The following is a 24,894-nucleotide window of genomic DNA, read 5'->3' on the forward strand; positions in this document are numbered from 1 at the left end:
GAAAAATAGTCTCCCTTAAGGTTCAGGAGTAGTCTATTTCAATCACTATAACAAGTCTAAATCAGTTGTAGAAATGACTTAAAATCCAAGTCATCATAGGGGCGAGGCACGCCCAAAGTCCGTCAACTTAACCCTAAAAGCCTTGAAATAAATTTCAGGCTTAAAGCTAAAGTCATCTAAAGATAACTGAAGGCTTGTCTTTCTTAACCCGTTTTAACGGGTTTGAGCTTTTAGCCCGAACTTGAGTTCAGGGCCTTATTACTTAAGGAGGTTAAGCAATATATTAAATCAACAAAAAAACAACCCCAAATCGGGGTTGCTTATCCTGTTAATAACGTGAATTAAAGTTTCGTTCCACACTCAGGACAGAAATGATTGCTGCCTACATTTTTCGCGCCACAATTGCTGCAATATACTAACTCAATGGTTTCGAGTTTTGTCCGTTCGGGTAAACCAATCATTTGAGCATTGCTCTTACCCGGTGCTACCATCGGATAACAGTTTTCATCCCGTTTCACCTGCACATCCATTAATACCGGGCCATCATAAGCCAACATTTCTGCAATAGCCTCTTTGAGTTCCTCCCGGCGAGTCACTTTTATTCCCTTCACCCCGTAAGCCTGCGCTAACATCACAAAATCAGGCATTCCAGGCTGCATATTAGAAGAAGAATAGCGCTCGCCATAGAAGGTTTCTTGCCATTGGCGCACCATGCCTTGCCAACCATTATTGACAATCACGGTTTTCACATGAATGCCATATTGACTCAGGGTTCCCAACTCCTGAATATTCATCTGAATACTGGCATCCCCAGCCACACAAATCACTTCTTCATGGGGTAGGGCGGTTTTTGCTCCCATGGCTGCGGGCATTCCATAGCCCATCGTCCCTAAGCCAGCACTGGAAATCCACTGACGGGGGCCATTTTTCAGGAATTGAGCCGCCCACATTTGGTGCTGTCCCACATCCGTTGTGTAGTAGGCATTCGGAGCCATTTTCCCCAAGGTATCAATCACCTCTTGAGGAGAAAGCTCATCCTCGTAGTTGGGCACAATTAAAGGATAATCTTCCCGCCAATGGTCAATTCGTTGTAACCATTCCACCGTCTGGCTGGCTTCAGTCCCACCCCCGGTTTCATGACATCGACGCAATAAATCCACTAACACCTGTCTAACATCCCCAACAATGGGAACATCGGGGGCGCGGTTTTTCCCAACTTCCGCCGGATCAATATCAATATGAATCACCTTGGCACGGGAGGCAAATTCATCTAGTTTCCCCGTTACCCGGTCATCAAAACGGGCGCCAACGGCAATTAATAAATCGCATTCCGTCACCGCAAAATTCGCATAGGCGGTGCCGTGCATTCCCAACATTCCCACCGATAGGGGATGACTTTCATCAAACGACCCCTTACCCATGAGGGTTGTGGTCACAGGCAGGTTAAACAGTTCTGCTAACTCTTTAATTTCCGAATGGGCTCCAGCAGAAATCGCGCCTCCCCCCACATATAACAACGGTCGTTCTGCTTGGCGAATTAATTTAATCGCTTGATTAATTTGGCGAGTATTGCCTTTGACCGTTGGCCGATATCCGGGTAAGGTGACTTCCCCAGGGTTAACGGGAATATAATCAAATTCTTCTAAACCTACATCTTTAGGAATATCAATTAAAACCGGGCCAGGACGTCCGCTACTGGCAATATGGAACGCTTCAGCCACAATTCGAGCCATATCCTTGGGATCACGCACCACATAGGAATGCTTCACAATTGGAAGGGTGATGCCGTAGATATCCGTTTCTTGGAACGCATCTGTACCAATGGCAGCACGGGGAACCTGTCCTGTGATCACCACCATTGGAATTGAATCCATTTGGGCCGTCGCAATTCCGGTGACTAAATTCGTCGCTCCTGGCCCAGACGTGCCAAAACACACCCCGACTCGACCCGTTGCTCGTGCATAACCATCCGCCGCATGGGCGGCTCCCTGTTCATGGCGCACCAGAATATGTTGCAAATCTCCAGTGGCTTCAAAGCGGTAGAGTTCATCATAAATGGGTAAAATCGCTCCACCTGGATAACCGAAAATATGCTTGACGCCATGGCGTTTCAAACTATCCATCAAAGCGTAAGCACCCGTTGCCCGTTTTGCAGCTATTTTAGTTTTTAGTTGCACAGTAATTCCTCAAACTGTGTTTTAGTTGACTTGGGGGTAGGTTTTTCAAAGCCCGGAATCACACTCTAAAGATGATCTTGATTAACCCGCCCATACATAGTTGTTTTATTTTAAAAGTTACCAAGCTCTCACGCTTGAGAAACTGCCACTTTTAACAAGATTTTACAATATCAGCCGCGTGCAGTTTTTAAGGGAATCGGATAGATTTTTCTTCGGCTTAAAGTTGCTCTATCTTTATATCGATTCTGAAACTATCAAGCCAACTGTCCAAAGTATGGTAAAATCTCTCTGGTTCTGGGGCGGGTTCCCCCTGTTTGCCTCGTTGTTCATCCGCTTTAGATAAAATTCGGATAGAGGTGTCAGGAGGAGCAAACCCATCTTCCAATTTGGAGATCAATTGTAGCATATTTTACAAATAACAGTCTCTTGGCGGTGATATCAAAAGATAGAATGCTAAGTCAGCACCCCGCTCTAAAGAGATGGGGCTATGGGCGGAGCGCAGGCACTGCCAACATTGCCTCTAACTTTAGATAGTTGACCAGCCTGAGTCCGCAACGGACTACGTTACCTGAGTCATGATACCCACGAATGCGACGCTAGTTTGTGGCTCTATCGTTGACCATTAAACAGTCTTACGAGGGGTAAGACAGTGTGGTTAGCCTAACAAGCTCAGATAACATTGGCGAAGCGAACTTTACCCCAGTAATGGGAGTGGGAGAAATCCCGAAAAAACGGGAATCGGCAAATACAACAATTTTTGTCGATTATTTTTCTAGTGACGACTAAACGAAATATTCAGCTTGAGGAGTGAGGATCTTGAAGAAGATAGAAGCAATTATTCGGCCTTTTAAGCTTGATGAGGTCAAAATCGCCCTGGTCAATGCAGGTATTGTTGGGATGACCGTTTCTGAAGTTAGAGGTTTCGGACGTCAGAAGGGTCAAACAGAACGTTATCGAGGTTCGGAATATACTGTTGAGTTCTTGCAAAAACTCAAAGTCGAAATTGTTGTAGAAGATAGCCAAGTGGATATGGTTTTGGAGAAAGTCATCGCTGCTGCTCGCACCGGGGAAATTGGTGATGGTAAGATCTTTATCTCTCCAGTGGAAGAAATTATCCGCATTCGTACTGGAGAAAAGAACTTAGAAGCTATTTAATTGTTTTTGCAATAAAAAGGGGGATACAACAAAGCCGTATCCCTGTTTTTCTTTCTATTCCCTGTTCCCTGTTCCCTATAATAAAGCTTGCAGTTGAGGTAAAACACCTTGAAAAGCCTGACCTCGATGGGAAAGTTGATGTTTTAATTCCGCAGGCATTTGGGCAAAGGTCATTTGAACTTCAGGAACATAAAAAATCGGATCGTAGCCAAACCCCCCACTTCCCTGCGGTTCTTTTGTGATGATTCCGTTACAAATTCCTTCATACTCGATAGCAATAGAACCATCGGGAGGCGCAACAGCTACAGCACAGATAAATTGAGCATTGCGGTTGGGAGTATCCCCCAGTTCCTTCAGCAGTCGCACAATACATTCTGCTTCTGTGGGTGCATAACGAGCAGAATACAGTCCGGGTGCGCCATTTAACGCTTCAACGGCTAACCCCGAATCATCCGCGATCGCCCATTCTCCCGTTGCTAACGCCACTTGCGACGCTTTCAAACCCGCATTTTCAATAAACGTTGTTCCCGTTTCTTCTATTTCTAAATCTTGAGGCTTAAGCTGCAATTCAATCTCTAAACCCTCCAAATAAGCCTGCATTTCCTTCAACTTACCCAGATTTCCCGTTGCTACAATTAGTTTTTTCATAATTATATTAACTCTTATTATTAATAATTCATAATTCGTAATTCGTAATTCGTAATTCGTAATTATCCAAAAACTGATAACTGATAACTGATAACTGATAACTGATTCCTAGAATTGATTCGCCCAGTTTTTAGCCCAGTTTAGGGTTTCCTGAACCTGATCCAAGGTGAGTGCTTCACAATAGAGGCGTAAAACGGGTTCTGTCCCACTAAAACGAATTAATAACCACCGACCATCGGCGAGGCGATATTTGTAACCATCGACAGCTAAACAATCAACAACAGCTTGTCCCGCAATTTCCTGTAACGGTTGAGTGTCCAATTGTTCAACAAGGCGCGATCGCACGTCCATACTCGCTAACGGTAAATCAATCCGATCATAAGCCGAATCAAAACCCGTTTGTTGTTGTAAACGTTGATAGGTTTGCGTCGGATCTTCCCCCGACTGTACCATGGCTTCTAAGACATACAGCGCCGATAACAACGCATCTCGTTCAGGAATATGGGTTCCGTAGCCTACCCCGCCAGATTCTTCACCCCCGACTAAGACTTCAGTGGTTAACATTCGATCAGCAATATATTTATAACCAATCGGAGTTTCATACAACGATAAATTGAATAATTTAGCAATGCGAGGAATTAAATCAGAACCACTGACGGTTTTAACAATTTCTCCGGTAAATCCTCGACGAGTTGATAAATGTTCAATTAAAACGGGAATTAAAATTTGAGAACTCAGGAAATTGCCATTTTGATCCACCGCCGCAATGCGATCGCTATCCCCATCAAACACAAACCCAATGGCTAAACCCCCATCAGCAGCTTGAAAAGCCTGCAATTCTTCAAATAATTCAGGAATATAACGAGGTAAAGGTTCCGGCGCACCGCCCCCAAAATAAGGATCACGATTTGTATTAATTTCGTGAACTTTATCCCCCAATAATTGGGTTAATCCTCCGGTCGCCGCCCCGTGCATGACATCAGCAAAAACCGTTACTTTTCCTTGATTCAGTGCCTCTTGAATTCCTCCAATATCCACTTTAGAACGCAACGTTTCACAATAACTCGGCCAAGGATTAAAATGTTCTAAAGTTCCGGGTGTTGTTTCAAAGGTTGGAGGTTCCGTTAATAACGCTTCAATTTGTTGGGTAATTTCTGGCCCCACTGAACCGCCAAAAGCTCCTTTAACTTTTAACCCTAAATATTTACCTGGGTTATGACTAGCGGTTAAAACAATCGCCCCTAAAGCTTGTTGTTGATAAGCAATCAACGAAAAAGCCGGAGTAGGAGCGAATGTTTCACTGAGTTTGACATCAAATCCTGCCGTTTGGATGGCGACCGCGGCACATCGGGCAAATTCTTCAGCTAAAAAACGCCGATCATAGCCGACAATTACAGTCCGGCTTCCGGTACTTTCTCCATAGGTTTGATAGATAACCTGGGCTGCAATGGGAGCCACTAAAGCGACTCGTTCAAAGGTGAAGTCCGAAGCAATCACGCCCCGCCAGCCATCGGTTCCAAATTTGATGGGTTGAGTCATCATGAATTTTGCAGTTAACGTTGAACTAAGAATTAAGAATTAAGAACTAAGAATGATACTCTTTAAGCTGTTTCTAGCATAAGTTAAATTTTTCTTAATTCTCAATCTTAAATTCTTAATTCCCAGCTAAAATCCCTATTACTTAAAAAAATGCAGGTTGATGGCGAATTAAATTCAGGAATTCTTCACGGGTTTTTTGTTCATCTTGGAATAGACCCACCATGGCACTGGTAACTGTCCAAGACCCCGGTTTCTGAACGCCACGCATCGCCATACACATATGGGTTGCCTCCATCACCACCGCGACCCCTTGAGGTTCAAGAATAGTTTTAATCGCTTCAGCAATTTGGCGAGTCAGACGTTCCTGAACTTGCAAACGGCGACTATACATTTCCACAATTCGAGCCAGTTTGCTTAACCCAATGACTTTTTGATTGGGAATATAAGCAACGTGCGCCCGACCCATGAACGGTAACATATGGTGTTCGCACATACTGAAGAACGTAATGTCCCGCACCAGCACCATTTCTTCATGGCCTTCATCAAAAATCGCCCCATTCACCAGATCTTCGAGGGATTGATTGTAACCACTGGTTAAAAACCGCATGGCTTCAGCCACCCGTTTTGGTGTTTTGAGTAACCCTTCGCGTTCAGGATCTTCCCCGACCCCTAACAGCATAGTGCGAACCGCATCCATCATTTGTTCATCACTCACTTCCGTGCAGGGTTGGGAGTGGGTGCTGTGACCATGAGATAAAGTGCGATCGGGTCTAATGGGAAACCCACTGGTGTCTTCATTTTTGGCTTCTGTAATGGAGATCTCTAAATTTTTGACCCCATTGGTGCTTGGTGAGATAGTCATGGTGTATCTTGAATCAAGGTTTAGAAACGACAAAGGTGAATGGTTTTAGAATCGACAGGAAGAACGATTCAAAACGTGCCGATACTCGGCATGAGCGTTAATTCTTCAATAACGGCAACCGTCGGCAATAAGGCGACATAGAGAATTGACTCGGCTACAATCTCTGGTGTCAGCATGGCAGCGCGATCAAAGTCGGCTTTAACGGTTTCGGTTTCCCAAATAGGAGTATTCACAGAACCTGGACACAGGGCTGTCACCCGAATTCCATTCGCACGTTCTTCCATCGCCAGGGTTTTGGATAAGGCCATCAAACCAAATTTACTGACACAGTACGCGCCCCAGTTGGGAAATGTTTGCAAACCAGCAATGGAGACAATATTAATGATGGTTCCAGACCCCCGATCTCGCATTCCTGGTAAAACCCCTTGCACACACTGGAAAACACTGGTCAGATTCAAATCGATCACTCGTTGCCAATCTGCAAGGGATGTGTTGATTAAGTCTCCGGTGTATCCCATGCCTGCATTATTGACGAGAATATCAATCGGGCCAAACGCAGCTACGATACTATCGATTTGGGCATGGACTTGTTCAACTTTTGCCAAGTCCAGGGGAAAGGCTTTCGCTTCTACCCCGAAATTTCGGGCTTCTTTGGCTACCGCTTCTAAGCGATCTTCCTGGCGACTGACTAATGCAATGTCAATCCCGGATGCCGCAAAGGCGAGGGCTGTAGCCCGACCAATGCCACTGCTGGCTCCTGTGATCAAGGCTCTTTTTTGAATGGGAGAAGTCATGTCTGCTTTAAGTCGTCTCCAATGGGACTCGAACAGATGTCACAAATCTGTAAATAATTCAATCTGAGAAATGTGTAAAGATTTGTTACCGTTTTGATTATATCACTAAAAAGCTTTTGGAATTTAGATTTTCCTGGGCAATCGAGATCAAGGTGCATGATTGGGTTCCTCAGCCTTTTTTACCCGCCAGGTTCTGAAGATTAATGGCAACTTGGTTGAGTATGATCTTATGTTTAAACTTTGGCTTCGGCAAAAACTCCAATATTTCTGAACTTCTGATATCGCATTTCTCGACGCTGCTGGGGTGTTAAAGGAAGGAGTTCAGCTAAGGATTTTAGGAGCGCATTTTTGAGCAGTTCTGCCGCTTTTAAAGGGTTGCTATGGGCTCCCCCATCCGGTTCAGATACGACTTCATCAATAATACCTAATTGTTTGAGATCTTGGGAGGTAATTTTCAGGGCTTGGGCGGCTTGGGGCGCTTGACCCGCATCTTTCCACAAAATCGCAGCACAGGCTTCAGGAGTAGCGACGGTATAGACAGAATGTTCTAACATCAGCAATTTTTCCCCAACTCCAATTCCTAACGCCCCACCCGAACCCCCTTCACCAATAACTGTACAAATAATCGGAACGTCTAAATCAAACATCTCTCGGAGGTTATAGGCAATGGCTTCGCCTTGGCCAAGTTTTTCGGCGTCTACCCCCGCCCAAGCCCCCGGAGTATCAATAAAGGTCAGAATCGGCATTCCAAAACGGTTGGCGTGTTCCATTAACCGCATAGCTTTGCGATAGCCTCCGGGGGCTGCCATGCCAAAATTACGGGCGACATTATCTTTGGTATCCCGTCCTTTTTGATGGCCTAGAATCATCACAGGTTGTCCCCCTAAACGGGCAACTCCTCCCACTAAGGCCGGATCATCATAGCCTCGGCGATCGCCATGGAGTTCCATCCATTCATCGGTCATCGCCTGAATATAATCTAAGGTACTGGGTCGTCGGGGATGGCGGGCGAGTTGTAGCCGTTGTAGGGGAGATAAACTACTGAAAATTTCTTGTCGTAGTTGATTGGCGCGGGTTTCGAGTTGTCGAATTTCTTCGGACACATCCACACCATTTTCACTCGCCAATTGACGAATTTGGTCAATACGGCTTTCTAGTTCGACTAGAGGTTTTTCAAAGTCAAGGAGAATTGGTTTTCGATTGGAAGTAGCCACACTCAAATTTACTATTACAGGGGTGAATCTTTTTTAAGATTTTATCTGAAAACGGGGATGTTTGATCCCTAAGCCTCAAAAATACCCAACCAAGCAAAGCCTATTAGCTTTTCACAAAACTTGGAGTAAGCCAAATCATTTGTAATGTTAAACCTCAACATCAACGGAGAAGAAGGAGATAATTAAATATAATAGGAATCTACTTTTTATTGATAATAGGATTATCTAAACAATCTAAAACCAACTGTGCTCTTTTAGCTAACTTAGCCGCAATATCTTTTGCTTCTTTTTCCTGGGTTTTAGGATTAGGAACATTAATAATTTTTACATGATCAGGCTTTTTTTGTAATAGCTCGATACAGTATCGTATCATCATATAATTTATCCACAGATGCTTAACTAAATAATAGGTTGCTGATTAGAGAGCCAGAAAAGAAGGTCAGAAACTTTCTCTAAGGAAGGATTCTTAATTAACTCGCTATCATTGCCTTTTCTATAATAAACAGACTCTTCAAGCTGGCTATTAAAAGGAATTTTAACCCAAACTTCTTTGTCAAAATCTTGATTAGACCAAATCAAATCAACTCCTCCTCGACTTTCCAAAGAGGAGAAACCACGAGGAAAAGATTGATTTAATTTTTGATATAGTTGGGTCAATTTTTCCACTGATTGTGAGATTGCATAATTTGAAGGATTTAAGATCTCATCTTCCTCTTCCTCATCTAAATCAGGATCTATTTCTGTTAAATTTAAAACACGATCAAAGGTGATCAAAAAATCCTTGCTAAAGTTTTGAGGATTTACAATTCTGATTTCTTGATAATAACTTGATTCAGGAAATTTTATGCAACATAATAAATTGTACTGCTTATTAATTCTTACTTTTGACATTAAAATATTATCCAACCTTGCCAAAAAATTATGGCCATAAGGTACGGAGATATAGAATACAGCCTTATTTTAGCATTCTTTTTGAAGAATACCAAGTTTTAGACTAAGCTAATGGTAGTTTCATACCAACTATCTTAAGTCTAACTTCTCTGTATCTGATTCTCAGGTAAGATCATTTAGAGGTAATTTCCTAAAATGCTATAACTTAATTAGTGAGCAGTTGCTGATAAAAAGCCAATAATTCTTGAGCCAGTGCTGTATTAGTGTAGTGCGTCATTACCCGTTGATAGCCTCGTTGTCCTAACTGTTTTGCGAATTCTGGCTGTGTGATTAACTGGCTGAGAACATCTCGTAAAGCGTGTTCATTGCCTTCAGGAAAGATTAATCCTGTATCTGAAATAACGTGGGGAATTTCGCCGGAGTCAGAACCAATTACGGGAACTTGACAAGCCATTGCTTCAATTAAAACATGACCAAATTGTTCTTTCCACCCCACAGCCGTTAGGGTTTTAAATTTGTAGGTTGTTTCTGAGGGTAAAACCAGGGTATCCATTAAATTAATATAGCGTTGTACCTGATCATGAGGGACACTTTCTATTAAAACTAATCGGTTTTTAAATCCTAAATTCTCAGCCATTTCTAAAAGTTGTGATCGCAATTCCCCCCGACCTAATAATATCCATTTCCAAGAATAATCTTTTAACCCAGCTAAGGCTTTTGCTAAAGTCATCAATCCTTTTTCTTCAACAAACCGCCCCACAAACCCGACAACAAATTCATCCGGGTTAATTCCTAATTCGGCTTTTAATTGGGGTTGGGGTTCGGGTTTAAACAGGTTTTCATCAACGCCTAATTGGGGCATGACTTCAATTTTTCTGGTATATCCTTTTTGTTTTAAAATATCTTTTCCGTCTTGATTTCCAACAACAATACCATCGGTATATTTTAGGTTATAGGATTCTAACACAGAAACGGGAAATTTTAATTCATAAGGCAAATTCCACCAAGTAAAAAAGACGTTTTTTGCTTTTAAACCCAGAAGGTTATTCAAGGTAATTAATTGAGTATAGGTTAAGGCTTTAGACCCTTGTTCAACTTGAATAATATCCGGATTAAAGGTTTTTAAAAGGGAAACTAAATCCAAGCCAAAGGTGAGTAAACCTTGGTTATTTTCGCTGAAATTAGAAACAGGAACAACCTTAAAATTCCCTTCATCCAAATATTGACACTCAATAATTTTATTTTGAACCCCTCCGGGTCGCCAACGTTTGGGAACAACAAGGGTTACTTCGATATTAGGCTGTAAACGAGCTAAGGCTCTGAATTTTTCTCGGTTTAAGTCAACAATATAGGTATGACTTGCAACTAAAATTTTCATTAATTTCCTCCTAATTAACGGTTTTCTGGGTCGGGTGAATAATTCTGATCAAACTGTTGCTGTGATTGAGCAACAGCAGGTGAGACTATAGATGGTCTTGTTGTGTGTAAATTTGTCCTTGATCCCAAAGGGATGTAATCCAGGTTCCTAATGCTTTAAGTAAGCCTAATTTATAGAAGAAGAAACGGCTGATAATTTTGAGAGGAGAACCACTTTTATTACAAGGGGGATGACCTAAAACATGACAATCGAATAATTTAGCAAAAAAGCGGAAACATTGACCCGGAGTTAAGTTTTTTAAACCCATCAAGAAGTGATTATGATAAAAGGTAATCTGATATTGAACAGAACGGGTACTCATATCATGACACCCTCCCGCTTCTTCTCCCAAATGAATTAAATAAGCGTCCGGGTCATACCAAATCACATAACCTGTTTGTCTTAATCTTAAACAAAAATCCGATTCTTCTCGCACCGCACTGCCTTTAAATCGTTCATCAAAGGTTAACCCAAATTGATCAAAAATTTCTCGGCGGAAGGACATATTACATCCTCTAGCAGAAATTACTTGTTGAGGTTTAATGGTATGAACTAAATCAATATGATACCAAGCAATGCCAGGATCATAAGCTTCGGGAGGCAAATTTTCAATGGTTAATTCTCCACCGGAATCACTTAATTTCATACGATCAAAAACTCGTCCAGCAACGGCTCCAATCTTTTCGGGTGCAGAAGTTTCTCCAGGAATATAATTGTGAGCATGAGCCATTAAAAACCCTTCAGGAAGTTGAACATCATCATCAATGAATAAAAGAATATCGCCTTGAGAACGCCGGACAGCGTAATTTCTAGCACCGGGTAAACTCGCCCAATCTAAACGATACCATTTGATTTTTTTAGCTTGGGCTAATTCTTCTAAATAAGCTTGGGTTTCGGGTTCGTGGGTTGGGGTTTGATCCACCACTAAAACTTCAAAATTCGGATAATTTTGTTTGAAGACTTCTGCTAAGGTTTCTCGTAATACTTGTTCTCGGTTGTAGGTTGGAATAATAACAGAAATTAAGGGTAAATTCATGAGTTCTTCTCCTTAAATTGTTTAACCGTTGATTGGATAGTTTTTATAAAAAATTACTCTCAATGCACCCACTGAATGATTCAGATCATGATTTAAGAATCTGGATCAAGTTCACCTGCTTCGATCAGTTTTTTCCGTTCTTCCCGATCAATTTCGGGTAATTTAAAGAGGACACCTGCAAAATACCAATAATAAACTGTAACTGGATCAACATCCAGAGGGTAATAATAGGTATTGTAACTAATGACTAACACAAAAACCCAAAAAGAAGCCCCAAAACTCCGTAAATTTTTATCTTTCACAGAACGATAGGATTTAAACCCAACAATAGTCATGGTTGTAACGAGATAGAGAAAACCTGCGACTCCAATTGGCCCTATTTCAAAAATCATTTTAGGATAGTAGGTTTCAATCAACTGAGTTTTTCCAAAAATGCGAGCTGCATTGGTTGCTCGTCCTAACCCTTTTCCTAAAATCCCTTTTTGTCCTCCGCTACTGTTTCCAAACTGTTCTGAGATGAAATCGGTGGGGGGTGAAGCATTCCAACGACTGACAAAACTATCAATTCGTTCTTGCAAAAATGCGGGGCTGGCTGCTGCTGCAATTCCTAATACTAAACCGAGTCCGGCGACAATGGGAAGAAATCGTTTTAAGTTGGCAACTTGTCCAGTTAAAACTAATAGAATAATGGTGACAACGGGAACTAACGCTAAGGCAATTCGTTGACCGGAAATCACAGCATTTACAAATACCAGTGCCATTCCGACTAAACCCATTGTTCGCCAGAGGGGAGATGGATCACTAAAAGCACTCGCAAAGGTAAAAAAAGCATTAGCAATTAAAAACCAAGCCCATTGCCAAGGTGCCACAAAAGTTCCCGGTAAACGAATCATATTTTGGGAGGGACTAAAGACTAAAGATCCGCCCACAAAACATTTAGCATCAATGGTAGCTTTAAATAAATCATCTCCGGTGAGGTCACCGGTTCCTTTACAACGACCACTAGCCAGCATTTGATATTGAATGACTCCTAAAACACAACAAATGATGGCTAAAACCAAGGTTAAACGAGTTAAAAATAAGAGTTCTTTTTTTCCTTTAATTTGGTAGTAAGAACAGGTAATTAATGGCAAGTATCCAATAAAGGATTTTAACCCCATAAGTCCGAGCAAAATGGGTTTGTCGCCGCCTTCGGGTTTGAGTTGTTGTAATCCATTAACTAAGAGTAACGTTAAACCACAGATGGCAAGAAGTACCATCAAAGGTTGCTTTAAGGCTTTAGGAACAATCATGGGCATTCCTTTGCGTTTCCATTCCTTATATTTGGCAAATAAGGCTGGAAAATAAAAGCCATCTTTAGCGAGTTGAAAAATGGGGCTTCCTCCCCCAATCCAATAGGTAACTGTGCCATTAAAGGGGAGGTAAATTAAAAATCCCCATAATGCCATATCTGGGTAAAGATAGGATAGGGAAACCACTAAAATTCCTCCTCCCCCGGCGATCGCTAATTTAGGGCCAGCAACCACAAATAAAATCGCTCCCACAACAACAGCCGTTGTGATAATTCCTGATGATGAAGAAATAACTTTTTGAATCGCTTTTACTCGTTGCTTTTGGCGAAGTTTAATTTCTTGTTTACTTAATGTAGGTTTTTTGGCTTTAGCTTTTTTTTTAACCTTCTTTCGCTTTTTTTTGGCTTTTGTAACCATTGGAGTTAAGAGTTAGGAGTCAGAAGTTATTTGTTAGGGATTAAAAAAATAGATGCTATAAATTTAGCCTTCATTATAGATCAAGTTTTAAGGGGCTGTGGAAAAACAACAAACGAAATCGCTGGCGGATGGTGCGATAATCGAACTCTTCCTGACCAGCGATAAAGTCTGTATTTAAAAAACGTTAAACGGCTAAATGTTGCTGAACGACTAATACTAACTGATTTGCCCAATAGTCGGCTAAATCTGCACTCTTTGCTTCTACCATAACTCTAATCAGGGGTTCTGTTCCTGATGCACGAACCAAAATTCTGCCTTGATTTCCCATCGCAGCTTCTGCGGTTTCAATGGTTTTCATCAATGGTTCACACTCTTGCCAATGACGGCGTTGATACACATCTTCAACTCGGATATTTTTTAACAGTTGGGGATAGGTTTGGAAACTTTGATTGACTAATTCTGCTAAAGATTGACCGGAACGTTTGACTAAGGCTGCTAAATGTAAAGCCGTCAGTAACCCATCCCCACTAATTCCATAATGGTGACAGAGAATATGTCCCGACTGTTCACCCCCTAACATCGCCCCGGTGCGTTTCATTTCAGCGTGAACGTGTTGGTCGCCGACGGGGGTACGAATCAATTGGCCCCCGAACTGTTGCCAAGCTCGTTCAAAACCGAGGTTAGCCATTACCGTTGAAATAATTAAATTGTCGGGGAGTTGTTCGGCTTGGCTGAGGGTTTGGCCCCAAAAATACAGAATATAATCTCCATCAACAGCCCGCCCTTGACCATCAACCGCTAAAACTCGATCTGCATCTCCATCAAAGGCAAATCCAATATCGGCATTATATTCTAAAACTGCTTGTTGTAGCTGTTGTAAATGGGTAGACCCACAATTAACGTTAATTTGATGGCCATTGGGTTGATCATGGAGACAAATCACCTCAGCCCCCATTTCTGTGAATACTTGGGCGGCGAGGGGAACGGCGGCGCCCCAAGCTAAATCTAAAACCACCCGCATTCGGTGTAAATTGGTGAGGGGGAGTAACGGCCCATGTAGAGATTGGGCATACTGTTGAATCAGTTCTGGACGGTAATAGTGCTGGCCGCAGTCACTATAAACAATCGGAAAATCGGCATTTCCTCTAATTCCGGCTTCTATTTGCTGTTGTAGGGCGGTGGATAGTTTTGTACCATCTTTTCCAAAAAATTTAATTCCGTTGTCTTCTGGGGGGTTGTGGCTGGCGGAAATCATCACTCCACCCAGGGCTTCAGACTGGGAGGTTAAATAAGCGACTCCCGGTGTGGGACAAACTCCAATGTGCCAGACTTCTAACCCGGCTGCAATTAATCCGGCAGAAAGGGCCATTGCTAACATATTGCCAGAGGTGCGGGTATCTTGGCCTAAAATGACCGGGCCGGGATGCTGGGCTTGTTGTCGTAAAACTTGACCCGCCCAGAAGCCCACTTGTAAAGCCAGAGGGGCACTCAGGAGTCCTCCAACCCGTCCCCGGATACCATCGGTTCCAAATAGGGGGGTGCTGGGGAGTTCCCCAACTTGATCGGTAAAGCCGAAATGAGATATGGTTCGAGGTTGGGCGGTGTTGACTTCTTTTTGGAAAGAACTTAAGTTCTGGGTTTGAGGGGGTATTGCGACCATAAAATTCACTCTTCTTAAATATATTCACACACTCTTTGTGGAGCATAGCACGTCAGAAACGGAGGTGAAGTCTTTTAGCCAAAGATATGTACAATGACGAGGTAAAAAATTCACTCATTTAATACTATGCGTTGAAAATTTATATTTTACCAAACGTTTCAATAGTGTTAGACAGATTAATGGCTTGACAGGAACACCTCCAAACTCGATACTAAATAAACCTACCTCAAATAGGCTTGCCTAAATTTTAGCACGGTAATGAAGACAAAATCTTTCTCTAAAGTCTATCGTTATTCAATGATTTTAATGGGAATTATTACCCTAACGGGGGTGATGGCTTATTCTAACATTTTTAATAGTTTTTTTCTCTCAGATGATTTTGTTTTAATTGCCTTATTGTCTAAATTAGGGCCGTTGGGATTATGGATGAATCAACAACACGGTCAATCGTTATTTTTTAGACCTTTATTGGGATTAATTAGTTTTTTAGATTATCAAATTTGGGGGTTAAATGCTTTTGGCTACCATCTCACTAATTTTGGCTTTCATTTAGGAAATTCTTTTTTGGTGGGAAGAATCACCTATTTATTAAGTTTAAATTTAAGATTAGAATTAAAATTAAAACGATTTATTCCGTATTTTGCTGGATTTATTTTTCTATTATTACCTTCCCATTCAGAAGCTGTTTCTTGGATTTCTGCTCGGACGGATGTTATTGCTACGTTTTTTGCCTTATTGTCCTTTTCAACTTATTTAACCTTTAAACAATTTTATCAACCCTTACAATTATGGATATCTTTAGCCGCCTTTTTAGCCGCGTTATTGTGTAAGGAATCAATTGTCAGTTTTCCAGGGTTAATTTTAGCCTATGAACTCTACCAATATTTACAAGAAAAACCTCGAACTTTGAATAAACTCTTGACAATCGTTTCATTTTATGTAATATTCTTAGGGTTTTATTTTGTTTGCCGATATCTAAAGTTAGGAACCTTTATCGGGGGATATGGAAAAGGTATTCATCTTCAGTTTAATCCCATTCAAATTTTATACAATTTAATTATTTATCCCCCTCGTAGCTTTTTACCTCCTCAATTTAACGCTTCTAGTTTTACCGTCTGGATTATAGATTTTATAGGCATTATTTTAATTTCTTTATTGGTTTTCCTTTTAAGTTATTATAAACATCAACTAAACTCTCAAATTCCTCAAACCTTAATTTTACTCATTGTCGGATTTTGGATTTGTGTTTTACCCGCTATTAATGTTTCTGTCTCTCCCTTTGATACCCAAGGAGAACGTTATTTATATTGGGCTTCTAGTTTCACCTCTATTTATATCGCCTTAGTGATCACAATTTTAGTGAGTAATTTTCAACTGACTTTAATTCTATCCTCGATTATATTAGTCAGTTTAGGATTATCCCTGCATTCTATTAACCAAAACTGGAAATTTGCAGGCGAACTCTCTCAAAGTTTATTATCTAGTTTGCAAAAAATTCCTATAGAATCACCTATAATTACCAGTGTTCCCGATAACTATAGAGGAGCTTATGTATACAGAACCGGATTAATTCAAGGTCTTTATCTTTTTGATCCTGAGAATCGCTTTAACGTTCAATTTGAGCAAAAACCAACCGATAAACCCTTTGAAAAAGTTAGATTCTATACCGATAACATTTTATTGGTTATGATGAATACGCTGCTAGAACCCACTGACAAAATTCTTGTTAATTCTCCCCAACTCAATCAATATCAATTTCAATTATCCAATCCCCAAACCACATTTTTTCTCACGCCCAAAAATACAGTCGTCACTCAAGATTATCACATCAACAATGTACAACCCCAATCCTACACCCTAAATTTGAACAATCCTAGCCGTTTTCAGGATTTATTGTTGTATTCATCGGGTCAGTTTGTTAAACTATCGAACTAATCTTGTATGATAGAGACAATTTATCCAACGATAATATTAGGTGTGATGGAACCCATTTATATTTTAGGTGCTGGCCCAGCCGGACTCGCAGCGGCTTATACATTAACAAAACAAGGTCAATCCGTTGTTGTCGTTGAACGTGATAGTCAAGTGGGAGGATTAGCTAAAAGTATAGAATATCAAGGCTTTATCTTAGATTACGGCCCCCATCGATTTTATACAAAAATTGCTCCGGTTTTGCAACTTTGGGATGAGGTTTTAGGAGATGAACAAGTTACGGTTAATCGTCTGACTCGGATTTATTATGGGGAAAAATATTTTAGTTATCCCTTAAAAGCCAAACAAGTTTTATCTGCATTAGGATTAGTTGAAACTTTCAGAATTATTATCTCCTATTTAGCTGTTCGATTATTTCCTAAATCTCAAACTAATAACTTTGCAGAATGGGTTGAAAATAAATTTGGAAAACGCCTATCTGAGATATTTTTTGAAGGTTACACCGAGAAATTATGGGGAATTCCCTGTACAGAAATTAGTGCAGATTGGGCTGCACAACGAATTAAAGGTTTATCCTTATCAAAAGCGATTAAAAATGCTATTTTAGGCAATGATGGAAAAGTTAAAAATCTCATAGACCAGTTTCAATTTCCCCGTTTAGGTTCGGGTCAACTGTATGAAAAAATTGCCGACTATTTACAACAACATCAACAACCCATTTTATTAAATACAGAAGTTATTCAAGTTCATCATCAAAATTCCCAAGTCACCCATATTACCCTCAGAAACCGCATCACCAAGGAGGAAAACACCGTTGCTTGTGGGGGTGTGATTTCTTCTATTCCTCTGACACATTTTATTCAGCAACTGCAATCTTCCCCCCCTGAAAAAGTTATCGAGGCTGCTAAGTCGCTTAAATTTAGAAATACAATTTTAGTGTATTTAATGGTAGAAGGTGGAAATCTTTTTCCTGATAATTGGTTATATATTAATGACCCCAGAGTTCAAGTTGGACGAGTCACAAATTTTGCTAACTGGTCGCCAGAAATGTTAGCCAATACTCAACAAACCCCCCTGTGTTGTGAATATTGGTGTAATTTTGGCGATGATTTATGGCAATGTCCAGAAGATGAACTGCGAATATTAGCCGAAAAAGAATTAAGGAAAATTGGATTATTAAAAAATCAAGCAATTTCTGATGGCTTTATTGTTCGTTTACCTCGAACTTATCCTATTTATGCTGGAAATTACCAGTCTGCTTTATCAGAAATTCAAGGCTATTTACAAACCTTTCAAAACTTGCAATTAGTGGGACGCTATGGTGCTTTTAAGTATAATAATCAAGACCATAGTTTATTAATGGGAATTTTTGCGGCGGAGAACGTTGTAACTCCCGGTAAACATAACCTCTGGAATGTTAATAGTGATAGTGAATATGTGGAAGAAGCTCATGCAGAAGCCGCCACAACCGCAGCAACCAATACTCGCCTATCCCGTCGTCGTCAAACCTTAAAAACTTTACGAGAATTTGGCGGCTATTTATTCACAGGCGGCGCGGCTACGGTTGTTGATGTTCTCGTTTTTTCGATTCTCATCCAGTCGGGATTATGGTATGTTTTTGCATTAGGAATTAGTTATTTTTTGGGATTAAGTACCAACTTTTGGTTAAGTCGTCGGTTTGTATTTGGAGTGTATTGGAAAAATTGGTTTGTCCAATATGGCGTGTTTGCGACGGTTGCTTTAAATAGTTTATTAGCTAATTTAGGGCTATTACAACTGTTAATAAATGAATTAGGTTGGCATCCAACCCTATCTCGTTTAGCGAGTGCTGCTTGTGTCGCTATGATTAGTTTTACCGGACATAAATTGTATTCCTTTTCATCCCAAAATCAATCATCTAATCAAGTTTCTGAACTGCAATCTTAATTAACAATGTCTGAACAAAAACAACAAGCTAAGGTTAATTTAACCGCTATTTTCGTGATTACTTTAGCGACTTGGTTAATTCTAGTTCCTTGGGTCAATTCCATTAAAATCCCTTTTGGAAATAATCAAACTGGGGTAATTTCTTTAGCCAGTATTGAGAATATTAGTCCCTATACAGACTATCTCAAATATATTATTTTACTTCTGACTCCCCCCTTAATTGCTACTTTGGTTTTAAACCTCAAGCAAAAACCAATAACAGCAATTTTAGAGGTTATTAACCATCGTTATACTTGGATAGGAGTCAGTTCTATTTTACTCCTGACTTGGTTAATTAATACTCCTTTTAACCAATTTAGAATTAATTCAACCTTAAAGGATTCGTTTCATGAAGGAGAATTTTTAGGCTTTTTACCTAACTTTCTACAACTTCCAAAACCCTTTATCAATACTATTTTAATTCATGGGTATGGCGTTGATGTTCTTCCCAGTTGGTTAGCTACAAATCTCGCCACTCAAGATAATGGAATCGCTTTAACTCGGTTATTTGTTAACTTAGAAAATGTGATCACCTGTTTAGGCTATTTTTGGATATTGTGGGAATTAATTAATTTAGCTAACATTCATAAAAATAGATTAAAAATATTTTTGATATCCTGTATTTTATTTTGTGTTTTCGATGGAATTTTTTATAAATTCGATGGACGCAGAGGAACCAGTTTTATTATTCAATTAGCCTTAACCTTACGGTTTTTTAGAATAGCTGAAACGCGAACAAACCAAGCACAATGGTTATCGGTTTTAATTGGAGCATCAATTCCCAGTAGTTTTTTCTATATTTATGATCGAGCAATATATTTTATAGCGGTTTATTTATGTGCTTCTATTTTATCATTATTTTTACCTAAAAAAACAACTATTTTATGGTTCAGAGGTTCACTCGTTGGAATTATTCTTGTTTCTATCCTTAGTTTAATCCTCTTAGGTTTTGATCAAATTAATGCTATTATCTCTCAAGTTTTATATTGGGGAAAATACGGACGCTATATTTCCTTTATTCCCCTTCCTCCCTTAGAACTCACTTGGACTTCACAGAATTTCTGGTTATCGATGTTTGTTCAAAGTGCGGTTTTAGTTTATCTCCTCTTAGACTTCAAAAATCATGAGTTTAAATTTCGTTCTTTTATCCAAAACAATTATCTGATTATTTTACTCCTAACTGCTGCATCCGTTTACATGAGAATTACTCTCGATAGAAGCGATATAGGACACGCCTATCATGGTGCATTAATAACGGCTTTTTTAGCATTTTATCTAATTTATATAGGCTATAAAAACAAAATAGAATCGCAGTTATCTCAATTTAATATAACTCCCATTGAACAGATATTAATGCTTCTGATTTTGACTATAATTATCTTAACAGAACCCAGTTTTAATCTGGTTAAGGGGATGGAAAAATTCACTCAACTTCCTGACGCTTTATCAACTTCTGATCAAAAACTGTTAAAACCAGATTATTTAGAAGCGTGGAAAACTCTCAAACCTGAAATTGATCAACAATCTTGCTTTTATACCTTAACTTCTGAAGGATTATGGTATTATTTATTTAATAAACCTTCCTGTTCTAAATACGGTTATGTTCTCTATGCTAAACCGACTGTTGCACAACAGCAAGTCATTCAAGAATTAAACGAAATAAAACCCAATATTATATTATTAACCAATGAATTATGGTATCAAAATCCTTGGGATCTCATTTTAAAATCTGAATCCGCTTCTTTAATTTATCAAAACGTTTTAACCACCTATAAACCTTATAAAACCATTCAATCTCATTGGTTTTGGAAACGCAATAATCAACCGTTAAAATTTACTCAAACTCAAACGTTAAATGGTAATATAGAATCTATTCCCACTCAACCCATTCATCAACGCGATGATTTATCCCTTAGTGGGTGGTCAATTCTTCCTAAACAATCAAAACCTGCGGATGCAGTTTATTTAAGTTTAGGAGAAAACAATCAATTAATTGCTGTCGGTCAAGTCAATATTCCTAGACCCGATGTAGTTCAAGTTTTATCTAATCCCAAATATGAAAAATCAGGCTGGATGATTCGAGTTCCTACAGCAATTTTACCCCCAGGAAACCATCAGATGAAAGTCTGGAGTTATGACACTCAAAACAATCAACTCACTCAAATTGGAAAGAGTTTTAATTTAGAAATTATCCTCTAACCTCCGTTTTTGGGCTTGCTTCCCACTCTTTCAAATAATATGAAACCTTATATAATTGCTAAAGATGAACCCCTCTAACCGCCTGTAGAGACGTTGTATGCAACGTCTCTACAGGGGGGAATTTGTAGCAAACATTTAGGGATTTCAAATAATTTTTATTAAAATTTGGGATTACTTTAATGGAGAAAGCCCTGAAGGGCTTACTACGGTTTTTGATATTTATGTTAATATATCTGTTAGGTGATTTAATCCAAAACTCAAAATTGAGAATCTAACCTTGCTAGTTGTTATCAATTAATTTTAAAGACAAGGAGATAAAAATGCAGATTGCAATCAAGCCAGATCAAGAAAAATTTATTCTTGAAAAATTACAACAAGGTAAATATAAAAGTGTGGATGATTTATTAACTGTAGCCTTTCAACTTTTAGATCAACATGATCAAAGAGAAAAGCAACTGATTGAACTCAGGCAAAAAATTGCTGAGGGAACACAGCAAATTCGTGAAGGAAAAGTCGTTGATGGTGAATTAGTTTTTCAACAATTACAAGAAAAGTTAAATTCTATGGAAGAACGTTAAAGATGGGTAGTTACTTTTTCTCAGAACTGGCAGTTAAAGACATCAATGAAATTTGTGAATTTATTGGTCAAACTAATGTTAAAGCTGCCAGTAAACTGTTTGATACTATTCGACAAAAATGTAAGTTAGTCTCTAGTTTTCCCAATATGGGTAAAGACTATTCTTGGATTGGATCTGATCTGCGTGGCTTCATTGTTGATGACTATATTGTGTTTTATTATCCCCGTAAAGATGGAATTGATATTGTCCGTGTAGCTTATGGAAGAAGAGATTTAAAAGCTTTGTTTGAAGAATTTGGAGATGAAACATGAAAATTGAAAACATCCAGTTTCTAGTAAATTGAAATCGGACTTTTTAAACGTAGTAAGCCCTTCAGGGCTTAATCCCCAGTAATTGATAACCTCCTCATTAACCGCTTATTATTCATCAATATTATTTTTAGATTCATCACCCTTTAGATTCGAGGGGAAATGAAGTTGAAGGTTAATATCAATTGAAATAGTATTTTCTTTATGTATATTAATTCCTATTATTTTAACCAAAGCTTCTTGAGGTAATGAATTATTGAATAAGTTTTCTCCTGAAGATAACTTTTTATAACCTGCATCATTTAACCAGTTACAAATATTACGCCAATTTCCAACTTCAGAGGGAACATCTAAAAGATTTTTTAAATAAGGATATAACGTTTTACAAAGGTAAACTTCCACGCTTTTAGGACTTTGAAATAGTTTTTTAGCAATTTCGGCCGGACTATAACCACACAATAGTCCCCTCAGATAAAGTTTTTCCGTTTCAGTTAACCCCTGTCGAGAACGTGGGGACAATAGCCGTTTTACTGCTTCTAGGTCTTGATACAGTTTTTGTAAATCCCAAAAGTTACTAGCCTCAGAAAACATCTCATCTTTAGTATTCATGGTTGATCTGGATGATTTGACTAACGTAAGCATAGCGTAAAATACTAGCTTTTATTAGTTGTGTCATAGTTTAGACGGGTATATTCTAAAACTAACCCGCTAAAACATTAATGATCGAGAAAACCCTAAAACTAAAAGCCAATTCCCTATGAATAGGCAGTTTTTAGGACGGAAAAGATATGAGTTGATCCAATCAGAACGTAAACTTTTGTAACCCATACTGAGGTTTGGCGTAAAAGTCGCTACTTAGCCATCGATAGCAGAAATAATACATTTCAATTTTGAACGTTTGATTAGTTTTTACCTAGCCAGAGAATCTACCATGTTTGAAGTTAATCCTAACCCTACATCAGCCAACGCTATCACATCTTTAGCGGAGACTAACGCTTTTTTAGCAGAACAGGTGATGCCCAAAGTCTATCAGCAACTCCAACTGTTTGCGAGTGATCCCACTTTCGTTGAACAACTGAAGCTCCCTTTTGGCGACACTTGGGATATCCAGAAGGCACAAACCTTAGCCACAGAATGGCTTACAGGAAATTTTAGCACCCTTGCCCCGATTAAAATTGTCGCTTCAGCCGATATTAATGGGTCTTCTGGCGGGTTTGCAGAGGCTACAAATCAAATTTACCTAGCTAAAGATATTTTGACAGGTAGCAACGTTAATCAGGCTGTCAGCGTAGTTTTAGAAGAAATTGGACATTCTATTGATCCTCGACTTAATTCTAGCGATTCTCTTGGGGATGAAGGCGAAATTTTTAGCAATATTGTTCAAGGTAAAGTATTAAGTCCTGAACAAATTCAAACGTTAAAGACTGATGATGATGCGGCTGTTGTGATACTGGATGGAGAAAATGTTGTTCTCGAAATGAATCTGCAATCCGACTGGAACGTTTGGCGTTATGATGACTGGAGGAACAAGGAATCTGATTTTTGGTATCAACCAAATGGTAACACGATTCAAAAGGGGAATCGACCCGATGGTAAGGACGGTATTTATATTAATTGGGGTCTTGGATCTCCTTTTGACGATAGTAACATTTCTGATGGTAATAACTCTGACTATTTTGCTGTGCAGGGTGCTGCATACGCTGATTTTGAAGCCGGAAAGACTTACAAATTTACAGTTAATGCAGATAACGGAATTATAGTAACCGCTCGACCTAAAGATCAAAAGTTGACACTAAACGGTGTTATTACACCTTATGACACAGTACAAAACAAATACTTATGGCAGCAGTATGACGATAATAACCCGCAAGCCAAAGAGTATAACTTTACCCCTGATCAAACTGGTACTTATCGGGTTGATTTTTGGTCTTATGATGTAACAGGTAATGCTAGTGTTGATATTTCTTGGGAGCCGACAATACCTGATTCAGCAACAACAATATCTAATTCAGCAACCGTTACTAAAGGCTCAGAATCATATCCAATTACTATACAACGTTTTGATGGCTCATCTGATATTCAAAACCGACCAACATGGTTAGTTATTCATGGATTTGGGCATGATCCAGGGAACGTAGCAGATCAAGGATTACCTCAATCAATTGACGGATACCAACAAAATGATCAAGTCCTTATGGTTGATTGGAGTGAAATTACCAAAGATAATGGAAAGTGGATTCCCGATGTTGCTGGTTGGATTCCAAATGTAGCAGAAGTTGTAAAAAACAAGTTGAATGAATGGGGAATATCTAAGGACAACATCAATATAGTCGGTCAGAGCTTTGGTTCTTATGTGGGATGGGAAATTGCAAATCGATTAGGAGGTGTAAATAAATTTGTTGCTTTAGATCCAGCTAGTGATCTAGCTGGATACAGTCCTGCTGGTAAATTTGAGGATGTTTCAGAGTGGTCTTGGGCATTCAAAAGTAGTCTGCTTGGGAATGATTATGTAGCTAAAACAGCCGATGAGTCTTTTGCCATTAACCTTACAGGAACTAACGATCAACACAATGATGTCATGGGCTTTTTTGCAAGTTTAATAAATAAAGAATTTCCAACTTTTGGAAAACTTTTTAGCTTAGATCGAATGAATGGGAATGATAAACCTTGGTCTGTTGAAGATAATTGGTTTAATTACAATGAATATGAAGCTACATTAAGTGGTGAAAAATCATCTAATACATGGTCTATCGATAGTTCTTTTCGATTAGACAATGGTGCTCTTGTTGCGTATTAGTTAAAAAAAATAA

Annotated in this window: 20 protein-coding genes; 7 read left to right on the plus strand and 13 right to left on the minus strand. The window is 39.3% G+C overall.

Annotation, left to right across the window (positions count from 1 at the left end; all coding sequences use genetic code 11):
• Positions 1–341 precede the first annotated feature (341 nt).
• Positions 342–2,177 (minus strand): biosynthetic-type acetolactate synthase large subunit, encoded by a 1,836-nt coding sequence (gene ilvB / locus NMK36_RS28000; RefSeq protein WP_254175127.1) that lies wholly within the window; start codon positions 2,175–2,177, stop codon positions 342–344.
• Positions 2,178–2,993: 816 nt separating this feature from the next.
• Between ilvB and NMK36_RS28005 the strand changes: the two genes are divergently transcribed.
• Positions 2,994–3,332, plus strand: coding sequence for a P-II family nitrogen regulator (locus NMK36_RS28005; protein ID WP_072717508.1), 339 nt, complete (start codon positions 2,994–2,996; stop codon positions 3,330–3,332).
• A 75-nt stretch (positions 3,333–3,407) separates the two neighbouring features.
• Here the strand turns inward: NMK36_RS28005 and rdgB are convergent, their stop codons facing one another.
• The 11 genes from rdgB to glmM form a co-directional block, all read right to left on the minus strand.
• The gene (rdgB, locus tag NMK36_RS28010) at positions 3,408–3,980 is read right to left on the minus strand and encodes an RdgB/HAM1 family non-canonical purine NTP pyrophosphatase (protein WP_254175128.1); all 573 of its coding nucleotides are present in this window, start codon (positions 3,978–3,980) and stop codon (positions 3,408–3,410) included.
• Between the two features lie 108 nt (positions 3,981–4,088).
• Entirely contained in the window at positions 4,089–5,519 is a 1,431-nt protein-coding gene (locus tag NMK36_RS28015) for a phosphoglucomutase/phosphomannomutase family protein (protein WP_072717505.1), read from the minus strand.
• Positions 5,520–5,661: 142 nt separating this feature from the next.
• Positions 5,662–6,381: a GTP cyclohydrolase I FolE gene (gene folE, locus NMK36_RS28020; protein ID WP_072717504.1), complete on the minus strand. Its 720-nt coding sequence runs from the start codon at positions 6,379–6,381 to the stop codon at positions 5,662–5,664.
• A 68-nt stretch (positions 6,382–6,449) separates the two neighbouring features.
• The gene (locus tag NMK36_RS28025) at positions 6,450–7,175 is read right to left on the minus strand and encodes an SDR family oxidoreductase (protein ID WP_072717502.1); all 726 of its coding nucleotides are present in this window, start codon (positions 7,173–7,175) and stop codon (positions 6,450–6,452) included.
• Positions 7,176–7,408: 233 nt separating this feature from the next.
• The gene (accA, locus tag NMK36_RS28030) at positions 7,409–8,389 is read right to left on the minus strand and encodes an acetyl-CoA carboxylase carboxyl transferase subunit alpha (protein WP_254175129.1); all 981 of its coding nucleotides are present in this window, start codon (positions 8,387–8,389) and stop codon (positions 7,409–7,411) included.
• Between the two features lie 199 nt (positions 8,390–8,588).
• Positions 8,589–8,765 (minus strand): hypothetical protein, encoded by a 177-nt coding sequence (locus NMK36_RS28035; protein WP_254175130.1) that lies wholly within the window; start codon positions 8,763–8,765, stop codon positions 8,589–8,591.
• Between the two features lie 23 nt (positions 8,766–8,788).
• Positions 8,789–9,280: a hypothetical protein gene (locus NMK36_RS28040; RefSeq protein WP_072717499.1), complete on the minus strand. Its 492-nt coding sequence runs from the start codon at positions 9,278–9,280 to the stop codon at positions 8,789–8,791.
• A 205-nt stretch (positions 9,281–9,485) separates the two neighbouring features.
• On the minus strand, positions 9,486–10,658 hold the full coding sequence (gene hpsO, locus NMK36_RS28045; protein WP_072717498.1) for a hormogonium polysaccharide biosynthesis glycosyltransferase HpsO: 1,173 nt from the start codon (positions 10,656–10,658) through the stop codon (positions 9,486–9,488).
• Between the two features lie 85 nt (positions 10,659–10,743).
• On the minus strand, positions 10,744–11,733 hold the full coding sequence (gene hpsN, locus NMK36_RS28050; protein ID WP_072717497.1) for a hormogonium polysaccharide biosynthesis glycosyltransferase HpsN: 990 nt from the start codon (positions 11,731–11,733) through the stop codon (positions 10,744–10,746).
• A 92-nt stretch (positions 11,734–11,825) separates the two neighbouring features.
• A complete protein-coding gene (gene hpsL / locus NMK36_RS28055) occupies positions 11,826–13,442 on the minus strand; it encodes a hormogonium polysaccharide biosynthesis protein HpsL (RefSeq protein WP_072717496.1) in 1,617 nt (538 codons plus the stop codon).
• A gap of 184 nt (positions 13,443–13,626) precedes the next feature.
• Positions 13,627–15,102, minus strand: coding sequence for a phosphoglucosamine mutase (gene glmM / locus NMK36_RS28060; protein WP_072717495.1), 1,476 nt, complete (start codon positions 15,100–15,102; stop codon positions 13,627–13,629).
• 258 nt (positions 15,103–15,360) lie between these two features.
• Between glmM and NMK36_RS28065 the strand changes: the two genes are divergently transcribed.
• From NMK36_RS28065 to NMK36_RS28085, 5 genes are all read left to right on the plus strand, one after another.
• Positions 15,361–17,037 (plus strand): hypothetical protein, encoded by a 1,677-nt coding sequence (locus NMK36_RS28065; protein WP_072717494.1) that lies wholly within the window; start codon positions 15,361–15,363, stop codon positions 17,035–17,037.
• A gap of 6 nt (positions 17,038–17,043) precedes the next feature.
• Positions 17,044–18,960 carry a GtrA family protein gene (locus tag NMK36_RS28070; RefSeq protein WP_245824166.1) on the plus strand — a complete coding sequence of 639 codons (1,917 nt, stop codon included), beginning with the start codon at positions 17,044–17,046 and terminating at the stop codon, positions 18,958–18,960.
• 6 nt (positions 18,961–18,966) lie between these two features.
• Entirely contained in the window at positions 18,967–21,198 is a 2,232-nt protein-coding gene (locus tag NMK36_RS28075) for a hypothetical protein (RefSeq protein ID WP_072717491.1), read from the plus strand.
• A 320-nt stretch (positions 21,199–21,518) separates the two neighbouring features.
• Positions 21,519–21,776 (plus strand): ribbon-helix-helix domain-containing protein, encoded by a 258-nt coding sequence (locus NMK36_RS28080; protein ID WP_072717490.1) that lies wholly within the window; start codon positions 21,519–21,521, stop codon positions 21,774–21,776.
• A gap of 2 nt (positions 21,777–21,778) precedes the next feature.
• Complete coding sequence (locus tag NMK36_RS28085; RefSeq protein WP_072717489.1) at positions 21,779–22,087, plus strand: type II toxin-antitoxin system RelE/ParE family toxin; 309 nt, start codon at positions 21,779–21,781, stop codon at positions 22,085–22,087.
• A 108-nt stretch (positions 22,088–22,195) separates the two neighbouring features.
• Here NMK36_RS28085 and NMK36_RS28090 read toward each other — a convergent pair whose 3' ends face one another.
• The gene (locus NMK36_RS28090) at positions 22,196–22,693 is read right to left on the minus strand and encodes a LuxR C-terminal-related transcriptional regulator (RefSeq protein ID WP_072717487.1); all 498 of its coding nucleotides are present in this window, start codon (positions 22,691–22,693) and stop codon (positions 22,196–22,198) included.
• Positions 22,694–23,015: 322 nt separating this feature from the next.
• Here NMK36_RS28090 and NMK36_RS28095 point away from each other — a divergent pair, with 322 nt between their 5' ends.
• A complete protein-coding gene (locus tag NMK36_RS28095) occupies positions 23,016–24,881 on the plus strand; it encodes a hypothetical protein (protein ID WP_254175131.1) in 1,866 nt (621 codons plus the stop codon).
• Positions 24,882–24,894 lie beyond the last annotated feature (13 nt).

It is taken from the genome of Planktothrix pseudagardhii (genome assembly GCF_904830925.1).
Taxonomy (GTDB): Bacteria; Cyanobacteriota; Cyanobacteriia; order Cyanobacteriales; family Microcoleaceae; genus Planktothrix; species Planktothrix tepida.